The 7,438-nt window shown below is 38.4% G+C and carries 5 protein-coding genes and 1 other RNA gene; 2 read left to right on the top strand and 4 right to left on the bottom strand.

Translation table 11 applies throughout. From position 1 onward, the window contains the following. Positions 1 to 284 precede the first annotated feature (284 nt). The 3 genes from F564_RS0117840 to F564_RS0117825 form a co-directional block, all read right to left on the bottom strand. The gene (locus F564_RS0117840; RefSeq protein ID WP_028123757.1) at positions 285 to 1,940 is read right to left on the bottom strand and encodes a ribonucleoside-diphosphate reductase subunit alpha; all 1,656 of its coding nucleotides are present in this window, start codon (positions 1,938 to 1,940) and stop codon (positions 285 to 287) included. 558 nt (positions 1,941 to 2,498) lie between these two features. Then, positions 2,499 to 3,473: a ribonucleotide-diphosphate reductase subunit beta gene (locus tag F564_RS0117830; protein WP_028123755.1), complete on the bottom strand. Its 975-nt coding sequence runs from the start codon at positions 3,471 to 3,473 to the stop codon at positions 2,499 to 2,501. A gap of 376 nt (positions 3,474 to 3,849) precedes the next feature. Beyond that, positions 3,850 to 4,665, bottom strand: coding sequence for a hypothetical protein (locus F564_RS0117825; RefSeq protein WP_028123754.1), 816 nt, complete (start codon positions 4,663 to 4,665; stop codon positions 3,850 to 3,852). Between the two features lie 592 nt (positions 4,666 to 5,257). On the opposite strand from F564_RS0117825, the gene ssrA reads away from it, so the two are divergent. Next, positions 5,258 to 5,656: a transfer-messenger RNA gene (ssrA, locus tag F564_RS20365) on the top strand. A 220-nt stretch (positions 5,657 to 5,876) separates the two neighbouring features. Beyond that, entirely contained in the window at positions 5,877 to 7,190 is a 1,314-nt protein-coding gene (locus F564_RS0117815; protein ID WP_028123753.1) for a tyrosine-type recombinase/integrase, read from the top strand. An 18-nt stretch (positions 7,191 to 7,208) separates the two neighbouring features. On the opposite strand, the gene F564_RS0117810 is transcribed toward F564_RS0117815, so the two are convergent. Further along, a partial coding sequence (locus tag F564_RS0117810) for a transposase (protein ID WP_154656900.1) occupies positions 7,209 to 7,438 on the bottom strand: 230 nt, incomplete at its 5' end.

Genomic DNA, 7,438 nt, shown 5'->3' with positions numbered 1-7,438 from the left:
GATACACTTTTAAAATACCATAGAAATAATTTCAGATTGATTTTCTTTACCCCAACCCTAAAGGGAGAAAAATCAAACTGAAATTTCATCGAAATCACTCCCTTTAGGGTTGGGGAAATAATTGCGATGAAATTTTTATCTCTTATTAATGTAGCCCATTTTTAAACTGATTTCTTGTCCAACCTCAAGGGAGGAAAATAAGTTTAAAAAATTCTGCACAAAAAAACCGTCTCATTTTACAACGAGACGGCTTCTATCTTTTTAATTTGTTCTTGTTTCTTCACTTACGCTTCACAGGCAGAACAACTCACAAAGTTGACCATCATCTCCTTAGAAACAGATGAACTTCTTTGGTAATACAGGGTTTTCACGCCTTTCTTCCAAGCTTCGATCATCAAGTAATTCACGTCTTTCACCGGCATTGTCGATGGGATTTGCAAATTAAGCGACTGCGCCTGATCAATATACTGCTGTCTTTGTGCCGCCTGAGAAATGATCTCCATTGGAGAGATCTCACGGAATGTTTTGAACACCGCTTTCTCATCATCTGACAAACCTTCAAGATGCTGTACAGAACCGTGGTTTAGCATAATGGTTCTCCAGGTTTCTTCGTTATCAAGACCTTTTTCATCCAACAATTTTGCCAGATATTTGTTCTTACGCATAAAGTTGCCTTTGGCAAGACCCGCTTTGTAATAGTTAGAAGCAAAAGGCTCGATCCCAGGAGAAGTCTGACCAAGAATTGCTGAACTGGACGTGGTTGGCGCAATGGCCATCAAAGTCGTGTTTCTCAATCCGTAACCTTTCAACATATCTGGTTCACCGTAGATGTTTGCCAATTCTTTGGAAGCAATTTCTGACTGTTCTTTGATGTGACGGAAGGCTCTTGCATTGAACTGAGTCGCCTCGAAACTTTCGAACGGGATCATATTTTTCTGCAAATAAGAATGGTATCCAAGAACACCAAGACCTAAAGCCCTGTGACGCATTGCAAAATTTCTGGCCGAAGTCAGGTAATAATTCCCTTCAGTTTTATCTATGAATTCTGACAGAACGGCGTCCAGGAAATAGATGGCCAATTTTACAGCATTCGTGTCCTTCCACTCGTCGTACAATTCCAGGTTCATAGAAGACAGACAGCAGATGAAAGATTCGTTGGCTGTAGAAGGCAACATAATCTCGGAACATAGGTTACTTGCGTTCACCATCAATCCAGAATCTTTGTACACCTGCGGTTTGTTTCTGTTCACATTATCCGTAAAGAAAATGTAAGGCAAACCTTTCTGCTGACGGCTTTCCAGAACCCTCGCCCAGATCTTACGTTTGTCTGCATCGCCATCGATCATATCCTGCATCCAGTAATCTGGAACGCAGATTCCTGTAAACAAGTTTTGGATCGGACTTCCGATATCTTTGATACTCAAGAATTCCTCAATATCACCGTGGTCGATGTCCAGATACGCTGCAAATGCACCTCTTCTCACGCCACCTTGCGACACCACATCCATCGCGGTGTCATATAATTTCATAAAAGAAACTGCTCCGGAAGATTTGCCATTGTCTGTCACTGCGGTTCCTCTGTTTCTCAGTTCTCCAAAATAACCGGACGTTCCACCGCCGATTTTCGTCTGCATAATCACCTCGCCCAACTTGTGCGTGATGCCTTCGATATTATCCGGAACGTGAACATTGAAACAAGAGATCGGCAAACCACGTTGCGTTCCCATATTGGCCCAAACAGGAGAAGAGAAACTGATCCATCCTTTCACGATCATTTCTTTGAAAGCCGCCTGAAGTTCAGGTTTGTAAAGACGTTTTGCCGCTGCTGTTGTAATACGGTCTATTGCGCCATCTACAGTCTCACCTTTCAAAAGGTAGCCTCTGTTCAGCATTTGTTCAGACTCTTCGTTGAGCCACCAGATATCTATATTTTCGTCCATCATAACTTTTTATTTTTGCTTATTGTTTGGCTTATTGTTTTTATTACTATTTTGGGCGCCTTTATCCGTCTTCCGTTCCCGCTTTTTTCTGTCATTGCGAACGACGTGAAGCTATCCATTTGAACATTTCCACATCGCAATGCCAGAAAAAGAGCTCCACTCAAGCCGGGGCGCGCTTCGCCTGTATTGGCTTTTTCACATAAAAAAGAAAACTCCAAGAATTAAAAATGGTTCTCAAAATTTTCTTTCTGACACCTTTCTCAGTTTTACACTTTGAAAGGGTTTTTATTCACTTTTGTCATTACGTAGGTTCTAAACTACTGAGTTTCCTATGGAATGAGCAATATGATGTTCTTTTTGGATGTTAAAATCCTCCGACTCCGCTCAGGCTGAAATCTTAAATATTATTTTTTGTTGACACTTTCTGTTGAGAGTGTTGCTGCGCCCCGACTTGAGTGGAAATCCTTTTTTTGCTTAACTTGAATTCTGTTTGAAATAAACAAAACGTCTGCAAAAAAAGATTGGGAACGGAAGGCGGATAAAGGCGCCCAAATTATTTTAAAACAAATCGTTCGCCGTAATACTCTTATCGTGTTTTGTGTAATCTACAGGACGTTTTGCGAAGAAATCATCCATAGAGTTGGCGAAAACTTCTTCTTCAAACCAGATCATTGGTTTGTAATCTTCTGGCGTTACATTATATCTGGTTTTCATCCCGATTTTTTTCAAAGAGTCATCTACTCTGTATTTCATAAAGTCGAGAAGGTTTTTCTTGGACACATTGTCCAATTCGCCTTGTTCGAAGATCCAGTCCAGGATGTTGGATTCCATTTCGATAGATTCATCCACCAAATCATAAATGGCTTCGATGTCTGCATCGTTCAACAGATCCGGTTGTTCTTCACGGATTTTATTGATCAAATAAATCCCACCGTTTGCGTGGATCTGCTCATCAATAGAAGTCCAGGCGATAATGTTGGAAACGTTTTTCAAATAACCTTTGAATCTCGTGAACGACAAGATAATCGCAAACTGACTGAACAACGATACGTTCTCAATCAAAATACTGAACAGCAATAATGAAGAAACGTAAGCTTTCTGGTCTTCAGAATTGGCGTGTTTCAGCATTTTGCCAAGGTAATCGATTCTGTCTTTGACGGCAGGAACATTCACAACGTCCAAGAAGTCATCATTGTAACCCAAAACTTCCAACAACCTTGAGTAAGCTTCGGAATGGCGGAATTCGCATTCTGAAAACGTGGCACCGAGACCGTTAAGTTCCGGCTTTGGCAGGTGGTTGTAAAGATTGCCCCAGAAAGTTTTGACATTGACCTCAATCTGAGCAATGGCGAGCAAAGCATTCTTCACCGCATTTTTCTCGTGGGGCTCTAACTGCGACTGGAAATCCTGAACATCAGCTGTAAAATCCACCTCCGAATGTACCCAGTAAGACTTGTTAATAGCCTCTACAAATTGCATTACTTCTGGATATTCAAAAGGTTTGTAGCTTATTCTTTTATCGAAAACTCCCATTATCAGCTGTTTTTATCAATTAATTGGTTTCTATGAAAAGATAGTGAATGGTAATGACATATGACGACTTGCAAACTGCCTTACTTTTATCTTCTAAAGTGATTACAAAAATAGAAATAGATGTGTACAAATGAAAGGGCAAATTGCGGAAATGAGTCAAAAAACTGACAATCATCTGCAAAAGTTTTCCACATTATGTTAAAAGGTGGATGGATAGGGATTTCCTGATAAAAAGCACGCTTAGAAGACTGTTAACCTGTCAGAATTAAATTAAACAACCACTCCTAAACATCTTTAATAAAGCGCTAAACAAGCTAAACAAACACACGCCAAAGGTTGAATCTGAGAAAAACCACAGATGAAATAGTTAAAAATATTAACCTTCTGAAGGTTTTCTGGAGAAGTTGTGTGTCTTGAGATATTCTTCAAAAGCCATCTTGAGTTGAGATTCTATCGCTGCTTTGTTGAAATTGTTTCGGTAATTCTTTGAAAGTCCCCGGGACTCGTCTGCATAGGCCAAGAAAATATCGAAGTCATACTCGTCCAATCCATAATCTGTAAAATAGGTCATATTAACCACTGCTTTTACACGTTTATAGAATGCCTGTTTTTCACTATAATTGGCTGTAGTTTTGGGCGATTGTGTGGTTTTGCCTATTAATTTCCCTACGGCGCCGGCAAGTTTCATCATATCCATTTGTCCAGCCAGCAGATTGGGCTGCTGGAACGAGGAAGGTACTTTTGCACTTGGTCCTACTTCATTTGGTGGGGTTCTCATATAGTTATTCAGTGCCATATTAAGCGCGGTGACTTTTGGCGGTGGATTGAGTCTGGAGACGTCTTTCTTTAAAATTCCTGTGGGGCGGAAGGTAAGTTTCACCTCTTCTATTTCCTGAGGTATTGTGAGTAGTTTTACCTCTAGGCTTTTGGAAAAACTTTCGGGGCTTACAGTGATGTTTTTGCGTTCATAGCCTTGTCTTGCGACTCTGAGTTCGTCAGAAGCTTTGGCCGCGATGACGAAGTTTCCCATAAAATCCGAAACCACCACTTGGTCTGTGCGGATATTGACGATGCTGGCATTGGTTAATTTGTCGCCATTTTCATTGGAGATATTCCCCATCACATAATCTGATTGTGCAAAGGCTTTGATGGAAAAAAGAAGTATGAAGAGTGGTAGTAATTTGAGTTTCACGGAGTCTAAGTTTGGTGCAAAATTAAATCTAATTGGTTCTGTCCTTATCTGAAGTGGATTTTTGGGGTGATAGTTTAACCGACTTTAAGGAGTTTTGTGATTTTTTTAGAAATTTTGAGTTTTGGTTTTGTTAAAATTTTTCTGAGAAGATTTTTTAAACGCAAAGTGCGCAAAGATTTTTTGCCATTATTGAAAATATTTTTAAGGCCGCAAAGACGTAAACTCATCAGAGCTCGCAAAGGAATTTTTTATGTTTGCTTTGTTTAAGTTTTTGAAAACTTCGATTCTTGTGTAAAATTCAAAATTATTGGGAAACGTGGATTGTTGCGAAGCTCCGTAAGGGATGGTAGTGGAAATCCTTTTTGTATTTGTGGAAGCGTCTTTCGTAGACCGCAGGTGAAAGACAAAAAGATTGCAGCGGACAGCCCGACCCGAGCGGTTGCCCTGCGTGAACCTCAGGATGGCACGTCGTGGCGAGGGATACGGCCCAATTATTATAAATGATGAATGATAAATGATGGAATGATAAGTGGTGATTGGAATTGGGTTGGTAAATTAATTTTTTGTAGCTTTGTTGTCTTATTTAAAAATTGGGGTTGACTGGTTTCGACAGCAAGGTCAATGGGTAAGTAAGCATGCAGAGAACCGTAGCGCGATCTCTTAAATCCCTTGCTACACACTTTTAACTGGCAACGAAGAGTTCGCTCTTGCAGCTTAATCCGAATCACAGTAGGATCCAGCGCTTTCCCGAAGATAGTAAGGAAGCAAGATGTCTCACAAACGCTCTGTTCTGCGGCGTTTGATTTTGGGGCATAGCAATGCAGAAATAAGGTTTTGGGCACTTCGACCAAGGCTCGAAAAATTCAGAAGCTAAGGTTTAAGTTGGGTGTTTGCTCTCTGCTTAGGCTCGAAAATCAATAGCGAAATAAGCATGTAGAAATCTTATGTATTGCTTGTTTGGACGAGGGTTCGAATCCCTCCAACTCCACAAACCACGAATTTAGGCACTTTTAGCGAAGTGCCTTTTTTATTGCCTTTTTTTTTCAAAAACCACCTATCCATAGTATTTTACAGAGCATTTTGATATGTTTTTACGTTGCATTAAATTGTAATGAGATTCAATTTGGTTGATACAACGGTTGATACAAATTGCAAAAACACTATTTTGTATCAACCGATTTTCATATCTTTGAATTGTTCAAAAAAATGTGATGGCAATCAAACTATTTTTACGCTCCAAAGTTGGGGAAACCTCATCTATTTATTTCCGATATACAAAAGGCAGGGATTTTAAAGTAATTCTCAAAACACCTTATTTAATCAATCCCGAACATTGGGATGAAGAAAAAGAAAGTTATAAGAGTAATCTAACCAAAAGAAATCCGAAGACGGTTTTGGAGAAAAACTTTAATTCTGAAATTGCAGTTTTAAATAACAACCTCGCCATCTTAAAATCTGAATTATCCGTTTTCTTTGCCAACAACACCGAAGCAACAGCAGACGAAATAAAAGATTTCTACAACAAAAAATACTTTCCCGAAAAGGAAAAACCCAAAACCAACAAAACAGCCATCCCGACCGATTTGGTCAACTTCATAGAGTATTACATTAAAGACAAGAGTAAACGTATTGAGGGCAAACAAGACCCAATAACAGAAGCCACACGAAAGAAACTCATCACGATTAAAAACCGTATCATTTTATTTGACAAACAAATTTTACTTAAAAATGTGAATGATGATTTTCGGGACGATTTGACCGAGTGGATGCAAAAAGAAAAATACAGCTCCAGCACCATCATAAAAGATTTGAAATACATCAAAACCGTTTGTAGTTTCGCATCAAAAAAGAAAATTGATGTGAATACGGAAGTTTTGCATTGGGAATTTATGAGAGCCAAACAAAACTATACACCGCCCATTTTATCATTTGAAGAGCTGGAGCAGATTAAAAATACCATCTACCCACACGAATATTTGGAAAACGCCAAAGACTGGATAATTATAGGATTCTATACAGGTGCAAGAGTTTCCGATTTGTTGAACTTTAACGCAAAGAATATCATCAATACCAATATTTTAAAATTCAAACAAAAGAAAATTGAGAACCAAACGCACGATTCCGAAGAGTACATTTATCTGCATTCCGAAGTTTTGAAAGTTTTGGAAAAACGACACGGACAATTTCCCCGAAAAATATCCGACCAGCGTTTGAATGATTACATCAAAGAAGTTTGCAAAGTGGCAGGATTGACACAAAAAATGATTGGTGGTGTAAAAGACAAAGAACAAGGGGGACGAGGGAAGAAAATTGTAAAAGAATTTGAAAAATGGGAACTTATTACTTCTCATATTTTCAGACGTTCGTTTGTAACTAATTTTATTGAGGTTTTAGGAAAAGAAAACATTAAAACACAAACAGGACATAAAACCGATGATATGGTAAACCTATACAACAAAACCGAAAAGATAGACAAGGCAATGAGAATAGCCGAAAAGATGGAAAACCATTTGAAAATAGTTTAAAAAACTCGTAGTGCATTATCAAACTAATGCAATTTTAATATTATTCATTTTTCTATTAAATACAAAAACATTTACAAATTGAATGAAAGTTAATGCTGTTATTTTGCTCAATATCCTTGTTTTAAAACCTTCAAATGATTTTGCGTAGTTGTTTCTGATTTTAAATTGGTCACAAAGCTGAGAGAATAATGTCTCTATTCTTTTTCTCGATTTTCTGAAAATATATTTTTGTTTTTGATAATTTTTTT

Origin of the sequence: Epilithonimonas tenax DSM 16811, from assembly GCF_000428485.1 — a bacterium.
GTDB classification, from domain to species: domain Bacteria; phylum Bacteroidota; class Bacteroidia; order Flavobacteriales; family Weeksellaceae; genus Epilithonimonas; species Epilithonimonas tenax.
The sequence above is the reverse complement of the archived record's forward strand: the minus strand, read 5'-3'. Positions and strand labels throughout refer to the sequence as shown.